This window comes from Prosthecobacter sp., assembly GCF_044222345.1.
Lineage (GTDB): Bacteria > Verrucomicrobiota > Verrucomicrobiia > Verrucomicrobiales > Verrucomicrobiaceae > Prosthecobacter.
The window spans coordinates 1-18035 of record NZ_JBGANL010000077.1 but is presented as its reverse complement, the minus strand read 5'-3'; the positions used below and the strand labels follow the sequence as shown (position 1 = coordinate 18035).

At 62.1% G+C, this 18035-nt stretch carries 15 protein-coding genes; 3 read left to right on the top strand and 12 right to left on the bottom strand.

The genetic code is table 11. The features are described 5' to 3' along the window. Nucleotides 1-294 precede the first annotated feature (294 nt). From ACILSL_RS24615 to ACILSL_RS24590, 6 genes are all read right to left on the bottom strand, one after another. On the bottom strand, nucleotides 295-1551 hold the full coding sequence (locus ACILSL_RS24615; RefSeq protein ID WP_395734729.1) for an MFS transporter: 1257 nt from the start codon (nucleotides 1549-1551) through the stop codon (nucleotides 295-297). A gap of 866 nt (nucleotides 1552-2417) precedes the next feature. After that, a complete protein-coding gene (locus tag ACILSL_RS24610; protein WP_395734728.1) occupies nucleotides 2418-4445 on the bottom strand; it encodes a cytochrome c biogenesis protein in 2028 nt (675 codons plus the stop codon). 28 nt (nucleotides 4446-4473) lie between these two features. After that, entirely contained in the window at nucleotides 4474-5781 is a 1308-nt protein-coding gene (locus ACILSL_RS24605) for a cytochrome c biogenesis protein ResB (RefSeq protein WP_395734727.1), read from the bottom strand. Nucleotides 5782-5855: 74 nt separating this feature from the next. Continuing rightward, nucleotides 5856-6467, bottom strand: coding sequence for a hypothetical protein (locus ACILSL_RS24600; RefSeq protein WP_395734726.1), 612 nt, complete (start codon nucleotides 6465-6467; stop codon nucleotides 5856-5858). A gap of 349 nt (nucleotides 6468-6816) precedes the next feature. Next, on the bottom strand, nucleotides 6817-8904 hold the full coding sequence (locus ACILSL_RS24595) for a c-type cytochrome domain-containing protein (RefSeq protein ID WP_395734725.1): 2088 nt from the start codon (nucleotides 8902-8904) through the stop codon (nucleotides 6817-6819). Nucleotides 8905-8959: 55 nt separating this feature from the next. Next, complete coding sequence (locus tag ACILSL_RS24590) at nucleotides 8960-10132, bottom strand: c-type cytochrome domain-containing protein (RefSeq protein ID WP_395734724.1); 1173 nt, start codon at nucleotides 10130-10132, stop codon at nucleotides 8960-8962. 155 nt (nucleotides 10133-10287) lie between these two features. Here ACILSL_RS24590 and ACILSL_RS24585 point away from each other — a divergent pair, with 155 nt between their 5' ends. Then, the gene (locus ACILSL_RS24585; protein WP_395734723.1) at nucleotides 10288-11694 is read left to right on the top strand and encodes a cryptochrome/photolyase family protein; all 1407 of its coding nucleotides are present in this window, start codon (nucleotides 10288-10290) and stop codon (nucleotides 11692-11694) included. 73 nt (nucleotides 11695-11767) lie between these two features. On the opposite strand, the gene ACILSL_RS24580 is transcribed toward ACILSL_RS24585, so the two are convergent. The 6 genes from ACILSL_RS24580 to ACILSL_RS24555 all read right to left on the bottom strand — a co-directional run bounded on the left by ACILSL_RS24580 (nucleotide 11768) and on the right by ACILSL_RS24555 (nucleotide 15899). Next, on the bottom strand, nucleotides 11768-12169 hold the full coding sequence (locus tag ACILSL_RS24580; RefSeq protein WP_395734722.1) for a type II toxin-antitoxin system VapC family toxin: 402 nt from the start codon (nucleotides 12167-12169) through the stop codon (nucleotides 11768-11770). 4 nt (nucleotides 12170-12173) lie between these two features. Next, nucleotides 12174-12434, bottom strand: a complete 261-nt coding sequence (locus tag ACILSL_RS24575; protein ID WP_395734721.1) for a hypothetical protein — start codon at nucleotides 12432-12434, stop codon at nucleotides 12174-12176. A gap of 76 nt (nucleotides 12435-12510) precedes the next feature. Then, the gene (locus ACILSL_RS24570) at nucleotides 12511-13836 is read right to left on the bottom strand and encodes an ABC transporter permease (protein WP_395734720.1); all 1326 of its coding nucleotides are present in this window, start codon (nucleotides 13834-13836) and stop codon (nucleotides 12511-12513) included. A 117-nt stretch (nucleotides 13837-13953) separates the two neighbouring features. Beyond that, nucleotides 13954-14664, bottom strand: coding sequence for a phosphoribosylformylglycinamidine synthase I (gene purQ / locus ACILSL_RS24565; protein WP_395734719.1), 711 nt, complete (start codon nucleotides 14662-14664; stop codon nucleotides 13954-13956). Between the two features lie 123 nt (nucleotides 14665-14787). Then, nucleotides 14788-15237, bottom strand: a complete 450-nt coding sequence (locus tag ACILSL_RS24560) for a DUF1330 domain-containing protein (RefSeq protein WP_395734718.1) — start codon at nucleotides 15235-15237, stop codon at nucleotides 14788-14790. Then, the gene (locus ACILSL_RS24555) at nucleotides 15234-15899 is read right to left on the bottom strand and encodes a DUF2239 family protein (protein WP_395734717.1); all 666 of its coding nucleotides are present in this window, start codon (nucleotides 15897-15899) and stop codon (nucleotides 15234-15236) included. The genes ACILSL_RS24560 and ACILSL_RS24555 overlap by 4 nt, the downstream gene beginning before the upstream one ends. A gap of 191 nt (nucleotides 15900-16090) precedes the next feature. On the opposite strand from ACILSL_RS24555, the gene ACILSL_RS24550 reads away from it, so the two are divergent. Further along, nucleotides 16091-16603: a hypothetical protein gene (locus ACILSL_RS24550; protein WP_395734716.1), complete on the top strand. Its 513-nt coding sequence runs from the start codon at nucleotides 16091-16093 to the stop codon at nucleotides 16601-16603. A 13-nt stretch (nucleotides 16604-16616) separates the two neighbouring features. Beyond that, nucleotides 16617-17717, top strand: coding sequence for a DNA-processing protein DprA (gene dprA, locus ACILSL_RS24545; protein WP_395734715.1), 1101 nt, complete (start codon nucleotides 16617-16619; stop codon nucleotides 17715-17717). Nucleotides 17718-18035 lie beyond the last annotated feature (318 nt).

Below are 18035 nucleotides of genomic sequence, written 5' to 3'. Positions count from 1 at the left end.
TGCAAAGTCAGCCCCATGGAGAACCGCCCCCCCCCTGCCGCTGGCCTGAGAAGCGACGGCTCAGCACGGCGATGCCCAAAAACTCAACGGCCAGCCTCTTCTCCCGCTCCAAGGCATGATCCCTGCCGAACACTACTGATATTTTATCGGCTCTGGGAAGCTCCGCGATGAGAACGAACGCCACATCTTCTGTGCGCTTCATTCCACGCCGATGCCAAAGGGCCGTTCGCCCGAAGCCGATGTGGACATCGGCGCTCCCAGTAAAGAGGCTCCCGGCAAAGAGGCTGCACTCGCCTACTCAAAGATCTTCCGCTGTGGGTTGATGAAGGCCCACGCTAACGCACCCACCAGAAACAGCGCGCCGATGAGGTAGAGGGGCGCATTCCAGTCGTAGTGCTGCTGCAGGCCGATCACGATGAGCGGGCAGATCACGCTGCCGATCTGGCCGCTGGTGTTCATCGCGGCGCCGACCACGCCGGTGTGACTGCCGCCGACATCGATGACCGTGCCCCACGCCGCGCCGAGGGTGAACATGCTGGCTGCCACGGCGGTGGCGATGCACCACGCCGCGAGCTCCGGCTGCGCGGTGGTCGTGGCCAGCAGCATGGCGCTGCCGGCCACGAGGTAGGAGGCGGCGCCCACGCCCGCACGCCCGATGCGCAGGCCGAACCGGCGCGTGGCGGCGTCCGTGGCCAGTCCGCCGAGGAGGTCCGCCACCGGGCTCAGCAGCAGGGGCAGACCGGTGAAAAAGCCCAGCCGCATGGAGTTGAAGCCGTGCTGCTCCTGAAGATACGTCGGCAGCCAGGTGATGCAGAAGTAGAAGCCAAAGCTGTTGGGAAAATACATGAGGCACAGCGGCAGCGTGTTGCGGTGCTTCAGCAGCTGTTTCCAGTAGGCCCAGCCTTCGTGCTGCCCGGTGCTTTGATCCCGCCCTGCCACGATCTTTTCCAGTTCCGCCGCATTCACCGCCGCATGCTGCTCCGGATCATCGCGAAACCAGCGATGCCACGCGATGGCCCACACAATGCCGGGCAGGCCAAAGAGCACAAAGGTCCAGCGCCATCCGCACAGGCCCGCCACGGCCAGCGCGATCACCGGCGTCAGCCCGCCCATGATGTGCGCGGCGGAAAAGAAGATGCCCTGCACCGTGCCGCGCTCCGAGCGTGGGATCCAGCGCGAGAACGTCCGCGCCATGCCCGGCCACGCGCCCGCCTCTCCGGCACCAAACAGAAAGCGGATGACCAGCATCGACCCGAAACTCCACGCGGCGCCCGTGGCCACGGTAAACGCCGACCACCATGCCACAATGCGCGTGAGCACCCGCCGCGTGCCCATGCGATCCGCCCACCACGCCGTGGGGATCTCAAACGCCGCGTAAGCGATGGCAAAGGCGCTGTAGATCCAGCTCATCTGATCCTTGCTCAGCCCGAGATCCCGCCGGATGTCCGGCGACAGCGTGGCGATGCAGGCGCGATCGAGATATGTCACGGCCCCGAGCGCCAGCATGAAGCCGACAACACGGTAGCGGACGCGGGAGGGGCGAGAAGGCATCGGCCAATGAAGGAGGAAATGCGCAGGATTCAAGCGGGCTCAGTGCTCCGTGCCGCGCGAAGGGGCCTTGAGCGAGAGATGCGCATGCGCGGCTGTCACGGCCGTTTCCTGCCCCGCCGGTCCCGAAGGTCCGAAAAGAACGACATGACAGAAAATGCCACGAAAAAGCATCCCGTCCTCTCCATCCACCCTTCCGACGGCGTCCGGGCAGCGGCGATCAGGCCGATGCCGACGATCATCAAAACCAGGCTGCAAGCGCGTTTGCTCATGAGAAGGCCAGGGTAAAGGGGCGCAGGGATTTGAGACAGTCCATTCTTCGGGAAAATGACGGTTCGGAGCGGAAGGGAGACAGGCGCTCCCAGCAAAGAGCTGCGTGGAGTGTCGATGCTGCAGGGACACTCGCCCAGAGCCGATGTGGACATCGGCGCTCCCAGTACGGAATGGCGCTGCGCGTCAGGCATGGCTCATTGCTGGGAGCGCCGATATTTTATCGGCTCTGGGAAGCTCCGCAGCATGGACACGCCGCCGCAATTCCAATGCGCTTCATTTCATGTCGAAGCTGCAGGGACGTCTGTGGACATCGGCGCTCCCAGTGAATGGCGCTTCATTTCATGTGGGAGCGCCGATATTTTATCGCTACAGCATGGACACGCCGCCGCAATTCCAATGCGCTTCATTTCATGTCGAAGCCGATGTGGACATCGGCGCTCCCAGCAATGAGGCTCCCAGCAAAGAGCTGCGTGCCGTGCCGAAGCCTCAGGGACGCTCGCCCGGAGCCGATGTGGACATCGGCGCTCCCAGTACAGAGGCGCTCCCGGCAATGCGGCTCTCAGCACGGGCAAACACTCGTGCTTCCTTTTTGACTCTCAGTGCGCCGGGGACTTTTCCAGCTTCACGTCCTCGATGTTCTCCACCTTGGGTGTTTTGACCCGGCGCTCGTTGAGCGACAGAAACAGGCCATAGCCCACCAGCAGCACCTGGCTGAGCCAGTAGCCGTAGATCTTGGGCCAGATGCCGTCCGTGAAGCCGTAGGCATGCAGGCCGACGCCGAGCTGGTTCACGCCGAACCAGGAGAAGATCACGATGCAGCCGAGGATGAGATTGCAGCAGTGCAGGCCGATCTCGCGGATGTAGCCGCCGAGGCGGGCATGCAGAATGACGAGGCACATGAGCACGATCATGAGCGCGCCGTTTTCCTTCGGGTCCCAGCCCCAGAAGCGGCCCCAGCTGTAGTTGGCCCAGATGCCGCCGAGAACGGTGCCCACCAGCGAGAGGAACAGGCCGGTGGCGATGAACCCGTAAGCGACGCGGGTCAGCAGACGCGCATCCCCTTCCCCGGTTTTGAACATGCCAAAGAGGCGCTGGATGAAGTAGATCATCGAAATCAAAGCGGCGACCATGCAGGCCGCGTAGCCGAGATTGATCATCGGCACATGCGTCGAGAGCCAGAAATTCGTGATCAGCACGGCCTGCAGCTGCTGCAGGGTGTCGGTGGCTTCGGAGGCCTCAAACTGGATGGAGAGGAACATGCAGGCCGTGCCGCCGATGGCCGTCACCAGCAGCCCCAGACCACGTTTGGTGATCCATTCCGCCATCAAGCCGAGCAAGGCACAGGAGGCGCCGATGAAGAGAATCGTTTCATACAGGGTGGTGATCGGCGGGCGCTGCATGATGACGCAGCGGATCGCAACGCCCGTCACCGCCAGGGCCGTGGCAGCCCCCAGCAGCAGCCATGCGCTGAGCCGGGCCATTTTTTCAAAGCGTGACCCCGGTGAAACCCAGGTGAGCGCCACGGCGATGAATCCCACGAGGAAAATCCACTGCGAATAGAAGAAGTAGTCTGCACGCATGGCGTGACGCTCCAGGGCGATGGACTGCCCTTCCCCGCGTGCTTTGGCCGCCTCCTGGATTTTGGTCAGCAGCGCCTTGGAGGCCGCCTTGAACTTCGCCGCATCGGGCAGCGCCAGGTAAACGTCTTCATACTGCGCCAGCCAGGCAAGCTGGTCAGCGGGCACGTCTTTGTCGCTGTTGATCGCGCCGAAGATCATCTCGCCTGGACCATTCCAGACATTGTTGGCACCCGGTGCAGGCGGGAAGATGCGGTACTGCTGCTCGGGATTGCCGCTCATCATCGCACCCAGTGCCCCCTGCGCGAAGGCCCTGAACCATGGGATCTGCATCGGCGGTCCGTTGTTGGCCCGAACGGCTGCCACAAAGGCGTTGAGACTCTTCGACAGACGAACCGGCGGGGTCACACCGGCGGGCAGGCCTTCCGGCTTTTCACCCACGGGCTGGCGGATGAAATCGAAATGCCCCATGATCATTTCGTAATCGAGGAAGTTGGCCGCAAGCTGCACGATCATGCGCTGCTCTGGCGTCTGTTTCCGGGATGGAATCTCACGATACTCGCCCATCTTCTTCATCATCACCTGCCGCGCAGGCTCGATCTCGGCGTAGGTGTACTGGTCGCGCTTGGCCTTGGCCGTGAGGCCGAGCTCGGTGATCGCGGAAGAGTTGTCCACCTTGAACAGCGGCACCGTCCTGCCGATGTCCGGACGGAACCAGCTCATCAGCATCCATTCCACGGAACTGAGCTTCACGGGCTTGCCGCCTTCTTTGGTGATCGGCTTCTGCGTCGCGGGATCCACGAGCGGCTTGCCATCCATTTCACCGCTGTCCGTCAGCCAGATGCTGCGGCGGGCGCGAAAGCGCAGCAGGCGGTAGCTGGCGACGTTTTCGAGGGGCTTGATGCGGCCGGATTCCTGCACCGGGATGGACGCGAAGGTCTCCACGACTTCCTTGTCGCGGAACAGATCGAGCGGCGGCAGTTCAGCAGCGGCGGCAAAGCCGCTGAGCGTTACCAGCGCGAGCAGTGTGGAACGAAGAGTTTTCATGCAGAGGAATACGTGAGCCGGAGGGCGTTTAGAGCAGCTTCCACATCGCGAGGGCGAAGGCGGCATTGAAGGCGGCGATGAGGCTGAGGGAGAAAGCCCAGGGATTCACCTTAATGAAGCGGGCCAGCATCATGAGGAAGTGCAGCAGCAGGCCTTCCGCCACGATGATGCAGGAAATGAGCGGCCAGTGGTCGGCGGGATTTTCCACGATCATGAAGCCGGAGCTTTTCACCCCTGTGCCTTCTCTTTCGCCAGAACTGAAGGTGCTCTGGAACACGGCATAGCCTTCGCTGCGCACGGGCTCGTTCATGGTGATGTAACGCTTCTCCTCGTGGTCACCGTTGATTTTGGTGACCTTGCTGCTGAAGCGCCGCGCGCGCTCGGTGCCGGGATGTTTTTCCTCCTCGGTCTGGTCCAGACGCACGGCGAAGGGCAGCTTGTAGGTGCGGTGCACCAGCGAGATGAGATACTTGTCCGCACCGACGGTGACCGTCCAGGGCGCGGCGGCGAACTCCCACAGAATGCCGGTCTGCTTTTCGTCCCCCTTCTTCATTTTAGCGATGGCCACGCAGGCGCTGCCAAGCTGCTCGTCCGGCATCGCGGCACCGGATTCATCGAGATGCGGCAGCTCCTGAATGAAGTAGCCGTCCACGGCATCCGCACGGCTGCCATCCGCACGCTTGGGCTGGGCGTTCTTTTTCCAGCCGGTGATCAGGAGATCAAACGGCAGGCTCTCGCTGGTGAAGGTGCGCCCCTTGCCATCGGTCAGATCACGATACTTCGCTTCGTCGATGACCAGAACGCTGCGCTTGGCCTTGTCATCCGTCTGCACTTTTTCGATCTCGATCACGCGGTCGTGGAAGCTGAGGAACTCGTCCGCCGTCTGGCCTTCACGCAGGTTCATGTTGCCCTCCTTGGCAAAGTGATGCGTCACCGCGCCGGCGGCGATCATGAACAGGATGGCGAAGTGGGAGATGATGACTCCGATGGTCTTGGGCGACTTGCGGATGCGCATGATGCCGCCGAGCAGGAGATTCACGAAAAGGATCGCCATGAGCGTGTAACCGCCGGGCACGATGTAGAGCGGCAGGGACACATTGCCGATGTCCCAGTAGGCATTGAAGGCCAGCGCGCGCCAGCAGGCGCCGATGTCGATGCGGTCAATGAACGCGGACTCAAAGTAGCGCGCCTGACTGGCGACGAGGCCGTGCTCCGCCTGCTCCAGCGTGCCGAGAAAAGTGAGCACCAGCAGCATGACCAGCACCGAGGTGGCGAGGCCGAAGCTGGAAAGAAACGCGAAGACTTTCGCGGGAAGAGATTTGGATGAGTCGGACACGACGGAGGTGCGGGGGCTGGGGGAATGACGAAATCAAAAACAAGGAACGACGAGCGCAGGCGCTTCAGCCGAGACTATTCTTGCTTGGGCAGGTTCGGTTTGATGGACAGGCAGAAGGCATCAAAGGCGGCGGCGTTTTGCTCCACGAGGGCCTTGGGTCCGGTGAGCTTGACGAAGATGGTGGCCTGATCGGCGGAATGAATGAGGCCGAGCATGCGGTAGCCGGTTTTGGCCGCTTCAGCACCGAAGCCTTTGAAGTCGCCATCGAAGGCCACAAACGTGGCGTCACGGTTGAAGAAGGGCTTCTTCGGCAGCTTGGCGATCTCGTCCGGCGTGTAGGGCTTCTGCCCCATCTGCGTGCGCCAGCGGTTCACGTTCGCCTCCAGACCACCTGCGGGTCCGGGCATGAGGGAGATGTAGCATTCCCCTTCCTGATTCGGGCCAAATCTCAGGTCCAGCAGACGCATGCCCATGGGGTCTGGCGTGGCGGATTCCTTCCAGCCTTCAGGCAGGGTCCAGGTGAGCAACTCGCGGAAGTTGGGCCGCTGCTGCGGCTGCTGCTCTTTCGCATCATCAAAGAAGCGTGTGGAGCTGGGGATGTCCACGTGCGGCTTCGGGGCATGGCTGGAAATGTCACGCGTTTCGGTGATGGCTTCACGCTCCTGCAAACGATCGCAGGAAGTCATGAAAAGACTGCACGCGAGCAGCGCGCAGGATGGTTGGAGGAATGTCATCGTCAGGGAACGCATGAGGGGGCGGAATGATTAGCAGCATCCTCCGTGATTGCCACGAAGATGCGCAGGAACACGGAGATAAACAGCCAGGGATGGAAGGGTGCTTGATGAAGGGTGCTGCTCGCAGATTCTGGAGTCTGAATTCATACGAACCGTGCGTGAGTTTTGACGCGCCATCATCGTGGAATGCGGTGGCGGAGATGCACGGTGGTGCGAATCTGACGACGGGGCGCGGGGACGTGCGTCCAGAGCTGATAAAATATCGGCGCTCCCAGCACAGAGCTTCGCCCGGCGGGGCGGCTCACGCGCCCTTGTGATCGGTGTGGCAGGCTTTGCAGTTCACCGCAGCCTTGTAGGCGGCGGCACCAGCGGCGTCCTTTGCCTGCACCTTTTTCACCGCGCCGATGAGCGCCTGACATTTGGTGACCCATGCGGCCTTGTCACCTTTCGGCGGCGTGGCGGCGCACATGTCCTGGTAGGCTTTCAGCAGCGTGGCCAGCTCCGCATCGGTGGCGGTCGTGCCCACCTTTTTGCAGAGGGCGGTATCGCCTTTGTGGTACTGCTTCATGGCTGTCTTGATGACGTCGCTGCCAGCAGCGGCAGGTTTTGCCGGAGTGGCCGGAGGCGTCGTTGGAGCGGCAGCAGGCTTCGCGGGTGCAGCAGCGGGTTTCGCAGGTGCAGCGGCTGGCTTCGCAGGAGCGGCAGCAGGCTTCGCGGGTGGTGCGGGTGGCGCAGGAGGAGGAGCGGTGAGCTTGGCGATTTCTGCCGCCGTGAGGCCGACGTTCACCTTGAGGCCGGGCACCTGGCCTTCGAGCGCCTTGGCTCCGGCCTGCGTCACTCCGGTTTCCCACACAAACAGCTTCTTCAAACCCTTGGCGGAAGCCAGCTTGGCGATGCCGCCGTCCGTGGTCTTGGTGCCGTAGAGATTGAGGTACTCGAGGTTGGACAGCGCACCGAGCTTGGCGATCCCCGCATCGGTGATCTTGGTGTTTTCAAGGTGCAGGCGCTCGAGGTTGGTCATCTTCGCCAGTGTTTCCACGGCGGCATCGGTGATCTGGCTGCGGGAGAGATCGACCCAGAGAATCTGCGTGGCGATGGGGGCCAGCAGCGCGAGTTCCTTGTCGCCGAATTTATCAGAGGCATTGATCACGCCCAGGCGAAGCTGCTCGGTGTCCTGCGCCAGCGGCATGAGCGAGGCGTTGAGGGCCTGCATCTTGGCTGAAATCTCCGCCACCTGCTTCTTCTCCGCATCGGTGAGCGGCTTGGCCTTCGGCGTGGTCGCCTTGGCCACGGCCTCGGTCTTTGGCAGGCCTTTGGCAAGCAGCACGGCCAGCGCGCCTTCGACATCCGCCGGAGCTTTCAAGGAGGCCACAGTGGCGGTTTCGGAGGCACCGGTTTCGATCCACCACTTGAGCACGGCGATCTCTTCCTTCGTGAGCTGCGGCTCATCGCTCGGCGGCATGTGGTCGTCGTCGTCCTTCGGCAGATTGGCGCGGACAAGCAGGAGGCTGTCCTTGGTGTTCTTGGCGATCACGGTCGTCGCGCCATCGCTGCCGCCCTTCAAAATGGAGGCGTAGTCATGGAGCTGAAGCTTGCCCTTCTTCTTTTCCACGCCGTGGCAGGCGGTGCACTTCGCGCTCATGATCGAAGCGACGACGTCCTTATAAATCACGGCCTTCGCGGCGATGGCGGGATCCAGTTTGCCACCGGCAGCAGGTGCGGCGGCAGGAGCAGCGGCGGGTTTGGCGGCGGCAGGTGCCGGTGTGGCGGCGGGCTTTGCAGGTGCAGCGGCCGGTGCGGCAGCGGCCACCACGGCGGTGGGCTTGGCATCGTCCTCGGCGGTCCAGCCGGTGTTGATGTGGGCCTTGGGCAGTTTCGCTTTCAAAGCGGCCACGCCGGCCTTCGTCACGCCGCTCTGCCAGAGGTAGATGGCCTTGAGCTTGCCGAGTCCGGCCAGCTTGGCGAGGCCCGCATCCGTGACCTTGGTGTTGTAGAGGTTGATGTATTCGAGCTCCGCGAGGCCCTTGAGCTGATCGATCCCGGCATCGCTGATGGCCGTGCCTTCGAGGTGCAGTTCCTTGAGGTTCTTCATGCCAGCCAGGGCCTTGAGGCCGCCGTCCGTCACCTTGCTGCGCGCGATGTCGAGCGAGGCGATTTTGTCGGCGATGGGCACCAGCGGCTGGAGCCCGGCATCACCGAACTCCTTGGCCACATTGAGCGCGGTGAAGCGGAAGGTCTTCGCGTCAGCGGCGACGGGCATCAGCGAAGCACCGGTGGCGTTCACTTTCTGCATCGCAGCGGCGACGGCGGGATCAGCGGCGGCTTTGTCATCGGCGGCATGCGCGGTGAAGGCGAGTGCCAGGGCGAAGAGGAGGGAGGTTGGTTTCATGAATGAGACAGATTTTCAGCAGAAATGGTACAGGCAACAAAAGGCGTGAATTGCACTAGCCTTTCAGAATTCCATCAACAGTGGCCTGAAGCTCGGCGGGGAATTTCGCATCTTTGACCTTTTGCGTGCCACTGGCCCCCTGCTCCACCCACCATTTCAGGAGGGCGATCTCCTCCGGCGTGAGCTGTTCCTTGCCCTTTGGCGGCATGTGTTCTCCTGGTTCGTCATCCTCAGGCAGCAGAATGCGCACGATGCTGAGGCTGTCCTTCAGGTTGCCAGCCACGAAATTTTTGCCGTTCTCGCCGCCTTTCATCGCCATTTCGTAGGTGTCCATGCGCAGGTCGCCCTTCGATTTCTCCTCGCTGTGGCATTTGTTGCACTTCGCGGTGAGGACCGGGAGGATGACGTGCTGGAAGACGAGCTTTTCATCGCCACCCGCGGCGGGGGCGGGCGGTGGAGTCGTGGGGGCAGGCGGAGGCGTGGTGCCTTTGTCCATCGCCACCGGTTTGACCTCGGGCTTCACCTCCGCAGGGGGCGCGGGTGTGACGGGTGGCGTGGTCTCGGCCGGAGGCGTGGTTTTTGCCGGCTTGGGTTTCTCCACAAAACTCAGCAGCAGCTTCTCGGTGGCCACCATCGGGACTTTGAACCAGTCAGGCGCATGCTCGATGAGGAATTTGTTTCCGTGGCTCATGTTGCCACCGAAGTGGGCGCCGAGGCCCATGATGCCAAAGCTGACGAAGTAGAGCGCGCGGTAGGCGTTCAGCAGCTCCATGCTGCCACGGGCCATGCCTATGAGACGCACCACGAGCGCGACCAAAACGCCCGCCGTACCCAGCAGCCCCATGGTCTGATGCAGGCTGAAATTGCCGCCCACATAGCCGCCTTCACGTGACAGCATGATGCCGGCAAACACCGCCAGCACCGAGCCCGCCGAGCCGAGGATCAGCATCAGCAGGGAGGCTGCGCCAAACTTCTGCTCGCCGCGCCGGGTGGAGCAGATCAGTTCAAAGAAGACCAGCAGCGCCAGAATGCCCACCGGCAGATGCAGAAAGATGGGGTGGAAGCGGCCGATGAAGAGCACCGTGCTGGAGGCCTCCCCCTTGGGCGCATCATACAGGGGCGGGAAAATCAGCAGACCGACCACATACACCACGATGAGGAGTATCGTGGCGATCCAGGCGGCGGTTAAAGATTTCGGTTCGTCGGTCTCAGGCGAATTCGAAGACATGGGATCAAGTTCGGGGTTGGGGGGATGATATGGCGCTTTTAGTAACGGCAGCTCAGTGAAATATTCATCATGAACCTGATGGCGGATGCTGCAAACATTCACATCACCCTTTGTCCGATCCTGACCGTATCTTGTGCCGCCCCTCCCTTTTTTCCATGCCCCGCACTGTACTTCACTGGTTTCGCCGCGATCTCCGCCTCACTGACAACACCGCGCTGCATCACGCCGCCCAGGCCGCAGACCAGGTCATTCCCGTTTACATTCTCAGCGATTGGAAGCAGAAGCACGGCTGGACCGGCCCGAACCGCCAGCAGTTCCTCTGCGGCTGCATTGAGTCCCTGTCCAAAAATCTGACCGCCCTCGGCAGCCGACTCATCCTGCGCAGCGGCAGCGCCGATGCCGAGCTGGAGCGCCTCATCCGCGAGACCCGCGCTGAAGCCGTGTACTTCAATCGCGACTACGACATCTTCGGCCGCGCCATGGAGGCCAAGATCCAGGCGCTCTGCGCACGCCTCGGCATCGAGTGCCATTCCTACCAGGACAGCGTCCTCCACGAGCCCGAAACCGTCCTCACCGGCGGCGGGCAGCCCTACCGCGTTTACACTCCCTACTCGAAGAACTGGCTCAATCTGCCCAAGACCGCGCCGCTGGGCCGCATCACCTCGCTCGGCCCGCCGGCGGACGCCGCCATCAGCAGCCTGCCGCCCCCCACGCTCGCGCATTGGGAGCTGCCCCCCTGCACCGCGCAGATCCCCGCCCCGGGTGAACGCGCCGCACGCGACCGCCTGAAGCTCTTCATCGACTCCGGCATCCTCAACGGCTACGGCGCGCAGCGCAACATCCCCGCCGGACAGACCACCTCCCTGCTCAGCCAGGACCTGCGCTTTGGCCTCCTCAGCATCCGCGAGATCTACCAGCGCTGCATGGCCTGCACCACCGCCGCGCAGCCCTCCGTCCAGACCTACGTCAAAGAGCTCGCGTGGCGGGAGTTTTACGTCGCCATCCTCTGGCATTACCCGCACGTCTTTGAGCAGGAATTCGCCCCCGACTGGCAGGGGCTCCCCTGGCCCGGCACCGAGGCCGATTTCCAGCGCTGGGCCACCGGCACCACCGGCTTCCCCATCGTGGATGCCGGCATGCGCCAGCTCCTCAAAACGGGCCTCATGCACAACCGCCTGCGCATGATCACCGCCATGTTTCTCACCAAAGACCTGCACTGCGACTGGCGCCTCGGCGAAGCCTTCTTCATGCAGCAGCTCGTGGATGGCGACAACGCCAGCAACAACGGCGGCTGGCAGTGGTCCGCCGGCACCGGCGCCGACGCCGCCCCCTACTTCCGCATCCAAAATCCCTGGCTGCAAAGCGTCCGCTTTGATCCCGAAGGCACCTACATCAAGCAATGGGTGCCCGAGCTCAAGCACGTCCCCGCCGAACTCCTCCACAAGCCCCCCGCCCCCGGCCTGCCCCTGGCCAAAGGCTACCCCCTTCCCATGGTGGATCACCACGAAGAACGCGACCGCTGCCTGGCGATTTTTGCGAAGCACAAGGCGGAGCGAGGGTAAGTCAATTATGCCTCAGCGCCTCCACCGGATTCATCATGGCCGCACGTCTTGCAGGATAAATCCATCGCCAAGTTCACGGACAAATGAGTGTGACGGTCGGAAAGTAGGTCTGGTAGCGGCCTTTGTCCCGTGTGAGTAAAGAATAGCCGGCAGCTTGGGCGTGGGCGTGGGCACCGATGAAAAAATCTGGGAGAGGCGAGGTTTTACCGCCGCCCTGACGGCGGTAGGCCACAAAGGCCTTTGCAGCGAGAAAGAGTGCATCCTTGCCGGGTTCCTCATAGCCCAGCCCCAGCGTGCGGATGATCTGATCCACCTCCGCAGCCGAAGTGGCACGGCAGCAAAGCTCGGCAAAGATGATGGGATTCACCACGAGGTCGCCAGCATGCTGAATGAGCTGCGCGCTGGACCAGCCAGACCATAAGGGGTCTTGATGGATCACGTCAGAGAGGACATTGGTATCGACTAGCACGGGCATGGCCTCAATCCTCGCCGCGGGTAAGGCTCATCAGCTCGTCAGTCGTGCCACGGTCTGCCCATATGCCCGTGACGCTGGCAAGTGCTGCGCGCATGCGGTCACGTGCGGGAGAATCTACAGCCTCCTCTGTCGCTGCACTGACTGCTCCTGCGACGCGGTCAAGCTGCTCTGCCGCCCAGTCCGGCAAGGCTTTGTGGCTGCGGGCAGCGGCGGAAGCAAGACGGCTCACGAGATGATCGTCCAGATGCAGAACAAGAGTGCTCATGGTGGAGAGGATAGGTGAAAGGGGCGAAATTTCCAGCAGGCATTCGTCATTCAGCAGCCTGACCGCCCCGCGCCCTTTAATTATGCCTCAGCGCCTCCACCGGATTCATCATGGCGGCGCGTCTGGCGGGATAAATCCCAAAGGCGATGCCGGTGAGGACGGAGATGGAGAAGGCGAGGATGGGCGACCACATCTTGATGACGGTGGTGACGCCGGCGAATTTGGTCACGGCCATGGGGATGCTCAGGCCCAGCACCACGCCGAGAATGCCGCCGACGCCGGCGAGCAGGACGGTCTCGATGAGGAACTGCACGACGATGTCGTTCTGCCGTGCGCCGAGGGCGCGGCGGATGCCGATCTCACGGGTGCGCTCAGTGACGCTGGCGAGCATGATGTTCATGATGCCGATGCCGCCGACGAGGAGTGAAATGGCGGCGATGCTGCCGAGCACGATGCTGAAGATCTGCTTGGTGCGCTCCGCCTGCTTCAGCAGCTCCACGGGGACGATGATGCGCCAGTCCTCCTTCTTATGATTGCTGGTCATGAGATGGCGGATGGCCTCGGCGCGGCTTTCCACCAAGTTCACGTCATCGACGCGCATCACGGCCTCATGAAACTGCACCTTCTCGGCCTCAAAGCTGCCGGTGCGGAAGCGGTAGAAGACCTCGCCATATTGATCCATCAGGGTGGTGAACGGGATCATGATCTGCGCCTGGGCCTGGGCCGAGTGATCACCACCGGCTGCATCCGTGCCGACGGCGGCGCCTTCATCCTGGATGATGCCGATGACCTTGTAGTAAAAGCCTTTCACGCGCACGGATTTGCCCACGGGCGTGGAGAGCTGAAAGAGGCGCGCGGCGACGGATTCATTGATGACACAGACGGCCTTGTTCTCCTTCATTTCCATGTCACTGAAAAAGCGCCCCTGCAGGATGTTGCGGTTGCGCATCTCGGGGTAAACGGGCAGGACGCCCATGACGTGGCCGTCCACGCTGCGGTCCAGATTCCAGATGTTTTCAGAAATGTAGCGGCTGGGGACCACGATGCGGATGCCGGGCACGGTCTGGCGGATCTGCTCGATGTCGCGCAGGGTGATGCCGTATTCGCTGATCATGCTGCGGGACTCCCCGCTGGAGCCCTGCCCATCGGGCGGCTTGACGCTGTGCAGGATGATGTTCTGGCTGCCCAGCTTGCGGATCTGCTCCTGCGCTTCGTGGCTCGCGCCTTCACCGATGGCAAGCATGGCCACCACGGAGGCCACGCCAAACACCACGCCGAGAGCGGTCAGGAAGGAGCGCAGCTTGTGCAGCCAGATGGTCTTGATACCCAGCGAGAGAGTACGCCACAGGTGCTGGGGCGAGGCGAGAAGACGAAGGACGGGATGCGAGGCGAGAAAAGACATTCAGGGGGACAGATTCATACGGTCGCAACCGCATGAAATTGCCACGATCTCACGCTGGCAGAAAATCAGCCGCTGACATGGCCGGGCAGCACCTCACGTCATCTGCATCCATCTTGTTCAGTTCAGCGCCTCACGGGCCGACTGAAACAGGTAATGGCCCCAGCCGAACTGGGTGTCTCCGTTCCAATCGGGATCGTAATGCTGGCTCTTGAAGATGAAGCGTTCCGGGTGCGGCATCAGGCCAAACACACGGCCCGTGTCATCCTGCAGTCCGGCGATGGCGTTCGTGGAGCCGTTCACATTGGTCGCGTAGAGCAGCGCGGCATGGCCGGACTTCACATAAGCCGCCGCAGCGTCCCCTTCCGTCACGAGACGGCCTTCCGCATGGGCGACAGGCAGTTCAAAGTTCTCAGGCAGCTTGCTGAGGTAGGGGCTGGCCTTGCCCTTGTTTTTTTTCAGGCCCACCCAGCGGCAGATGAACTTGCCGCTGGTGTTGTGAATCAGGCTGCCCTTCGGCAGGAGATCGAGCTGGGTCAGAATTTGGAAGCCGTTGCAGATGCCCAGGGCGTAGCCGCCTTTGTCCACGAAGGTTTTCAACTGGTCGCCGAGCTTGGATTTCGTGATGAGCTGGGCGATGCGGCCGGACATCACGTAGTCACCGTAGCTGAAGCCGCCGGAGAACACGATCATCTGCGCCTTGTCGAGCGAGCTGGCTTCCAGCAGGGCCACCGGCAACACCTCCGCAGTAAAACCCGCCGCCTCCAGGGCACGAGCGGTTTCGGCATCGCAATTGGTTCCAGGAAATTTGAGAAGAAGGGCGTGGGGCATGGGAAATCTAACCCGCATCTAGGCGAAGCTGCCGCCGGATGCAACCAGACATCCATGCAGCCCGCAGTTCCATTCCCCAGCCCTCCGCAAATATCGCGGCAGGCTCAGCCGGAATGGGAAGATTCATACGGCCCCGTCGCTGCTGATCCGGCTAAGCGGCAGCAGACGGGAGTCCTCCACCGCAGCCGTCCGGTGGCCGAGGCCCGCCAGGTAATCTTTGTTTTCTGCAAAAGCCAGGAAGGACTCGGCACTGCTCTGACGCACCAGCATCACCAGATCCCACTTTTCGTGCTCAGGCCCAATGAGGAACGACCCGCCGGAACCGAGAAACATCAGATCACCTCCACTTTGGTGTAGAAAAGGCAGGGTGTGGCGAAGGTAGCGATCAAAAGCTTCAGCGCCACGGATCGGGCTTTCTGGAGCCAGCGCTGGGGCCTTGGAATAGTCCGCTGTTTCACGAAAGCGCAGCAGGTTCAGCATGATGACCTCGCCCTGCAGACCTCTCCGGACAAACTTGCGCCCAGCCTGTATTGTGGGCTTGAGGAATGGACCTTTTTCGTGCGCGGGACTCATTCCGCAGCCCCTCCTTCTTTCCCCTTCGCACAAGCGTGGATGGCGGGCTCGCATTGCGTCCCCCACGCAAGCCGCAGCACATGGTCGCCGACATCACGAGGCCAGCCGGCAAGGATGCCACGCAGCCGCTCAGAATCATTGGCAAAGAGCGCGCGCGAGGCCTCCTCAAAGCCTGGAAGGTCGCCAGCAAGGGTGACCATGAACTGGTAGGCCCGTTCGTGGGCTCTTCTCACCTGGTCTTTTTCGCTGCTCTGACGCCGGGCTTCCTCGACCAGTTTTCTCAAAGCCACGGATGCGCCGCCGGGTTGCGTATCCAGCCAGCCCCAATGCCGTGGAAGAAGCGTGATCTCTCGCGGCACCACCCCAAGCTTTGGCCGCCCCCGCCCCCGGGGAGTTGCAGGTTCCAGTGCGGGCGTTTCAGCGGCAGGTTGCGCCTGAGATGGGAAGCGCGCTTCCAGGCGGGCGCAGACCTCCTCGTCCGTCCCCCGGGTGTCCACTTCGACGGTGCGCCCCGTCGCATCGTCAAACATGAGAACAGGGCTGAGGGACCCGTTTTCGAGTGCTCTTTTGAGTGCCAGTGCGTTTTCGCGCCATGCCCCCGTGGCTATCTGCCGGTGGCCATCAAAGGTCGTGAAGGTAAGGGATGGAGTTGGTTCGGTCATAGATTCGACCCATAATATTACCCGGATAAAAATCAACCTGAATATTATCCGGGTAATAATAAACCCTTTCCGAAGGACCTCCTTTTTAGCCTGAGGCTCGTAGAATGAAGAAGTCGCGGGGTGGATTTGCCCATCTCGCCAGCGCTTTGCCCGGTTGCACACGGCTGGGCTTGCATTAGTTTTCCCCAGCCATGTTCAAAGACCTCCTATCCCCCCAGAACACTTTCATCTACGGCATCGTGCTCTGCGGCATTTTCCTCGTCCAGTCCCTCTGGGGCCACTGGAAGACCAAGCGCGAACTCAAGCGTTACAAAACCATGCTCAGCGACAAGCTGGACCTCGATTCCAAGCAGAGCCAGGACATCAACAAGGAGCGCGCCGCACTGAAGCAGGAAAACGAAAACCTGCGCATGCAGATCGCCCGCCTGAACGAACGCCCTGACAACAAGATGCAGCGCGAACTCGAAATCCTCGCCCGCGCCGAGAAGCAGATGGTCATCAGCGCCCCCGGCTTCGCCCCGGCATGGGAGATGGCCAAGTCGGCGGCTCTGGGCCAGCTTGAAAATGAGGAAAAAGGCCAGTCCTTCCCTTCGAAGATCTTCCGCAAACTGATCGGTTCAGGCTCTGCACAAACGAACGTCGCCCTGCCCGAATCCGCCGCTGCTGCCGCGAAAAACGGCGAAGCCACCGCCTCTGCCGCCTGAGCCTGAGCGTGCAATGACCCGCACCGAGGCCTGGCTTGTACTGAACCTGCTCCCCCAGGTGGGTCCTGTGCGTGTGCGCAAACTGCTGCAGCACTTCGGCAGCCCTGAGCGCATCCTTAGCGCCAAAAGCAGCGACATCCTCCAGATCGAAGGTTTCGGCCTCAATCAGGCGGAGAACATCGCCGGATGGGAATCGCAGGTCGATCTCGAAGGCGAACTCAGGAAGGTCAGGGAGCGCGATCTCACCCTGCTCACGCAGGATGATGAGCTCTACCCGCCGCTGCTGCGCGAAATCTACAACCCGCCGCTCGTCCTCACCGTCTGGGGTGAACTCACCAAGCGCGATCACAACGCCCTCGGCGTCGTGGGCAGCCGCCATGCCACAAACTACGGCCTCAGCACCACCAAGAAGCTCAGCTTCCAGATCGCTTATGCCGGTTACACGGTGGTGAGCGGACTCGCCCGTGGCATCGACACCGCCGCGCATGAGGCGGCACTCGCAGCGAAGGGCCGCACGGTCGCCGTCATCGGCTCGGGCATCGGCAAATTGTACCCGCCGGAGAACATGGCGCTGGCCGAACGCATCGCGCAAAACGGCGCGGTGATCAGCGAGTATCCGGTGGATCGCGTGGCCGACAAACAAACCTTTCCCTACCGCAACCGCATCGTCGCAGGGTGGACCTGCGGCTTGATCGTCGTCGAGGCCCCGCTGCGCAGCGGCTCCCTCATCACCGCGCAGCAGGCCACGGAGCAGGGCCGCACCGTGTATGCCGTGCCCGGCCCCATCGACAAACCGACCTCCGCCGGTTGCAACCGCCTCATTCAGCAGGGAGCCAAGCTCATCATGGATGGCGCCGATGTGCTGGATGATCTGATGACCCTCTTCCCTACCGCGCCCAAGGCGCCCAAGGTCGAAGAGTCCCGCCCCGTCGTCACGCTCACTCTGGAGGAAGAAATCCTCTACAATGCCATCAGCACCGACGAAGCCCACATCAACGACATCACCACCACCTCCGGCCTGACCACAGCCACGGTGTCAGCGACGCTGATGCGGCTGGAGATGAAGCGCTTGATCAGGGCGCTGCCGGGAAGACGGTATGTGAGGCTGGTATAAACCTTCATTCATGCGGCAGACACTCGCACGATGCGTGTCCCTGCCCACCACGCAGAGTCCGTTGACAGCACCCAGAAAAATCGCGTGATTTTGCTGCACATAGATCTATAGCGCTTTCCAAAACTGATTTCCGGAAAGCGAGCGTGGAGACGCTCGGCGGCGGCTTGAGGACAAGCCGCCCTACCTCGCGCTGGGCGCTCGCATGCCCAGTGCTGGTAGGGCTGGCTGTCCAGGCTGTGTGAAAACTATTTCACCGGTTTGACCGGTGGCATGTTCATGAGCAACAAGATGAGCATGAGCCACCTTCGAGGAACTGAT